Genomic DNA, 478 nt, shown 5'->3' with positions numbered 1-478 from the left:
ATCGCGAGCGATGGCTGCATCCAAGAATGCCTTCATGGTGCCGCCGTAAGCTTCACCATCATCATGAACTTCGTTCGTTAAATAAAAACCAGTTTGATTGTTGATGCGTTGATCGCTGCGACCAAGAAAGTCACGGCCAAACTCTGAGCCTTCGACGACTAACTGCGCCACGAAATCAGCCATACCTTCAGAAAGGCCGCCTGTGTCGGCTAAATCAAGTTTTTCGCCCATCAAGCGGTCCATGACGCCATGACCAAGCTCATGCCAAATGGTGAGATTGTCACGCGCCATGTTCATTTCGTTTGGCGAGTAGGTCGTGAAGTTGATGGTGTCGCTTTCGTAAAAGGCGTTGTCCATCGACTCAATGTCTGGGTTGAACAAAAACGCGTTGAACGGCCGTTCGGCCAGATCAGGATCAGTGAAACCCATTGGTCGCAACGCATCAAAGAGTTGGTTGATCGCGTAGTAGACTTGCATC

The 478-nt window shown here is 50.0% G+C and carries 1 protein-coding gene; it reads right to left on the bottom strand.

Going from position 1 to position 478, the window contains the following annotated elements; genetic code table 11:
* Positions 1-478 (bottom strand): hypothetical protein (locus H7U32_RS09950; RefSeq protein WP_204469878.1); only part of this gene is annotated, 478 nt, incomplete at both ends.

Origin of the sequence: Bifidobacterium pullorum subsp. saeculare (genome assembly GCF_016899725.1) — a bacterium.
GTDB lineage: Bacteria > Actinomycetota > Actinomycetes > Actinomycetales > Bifidobacteriaceae > Bifidobacterium > Bifidobacterium pullorum_C.
This window is presented reverse-complemented; position numbering and strand designations above follow the sequence as displayed.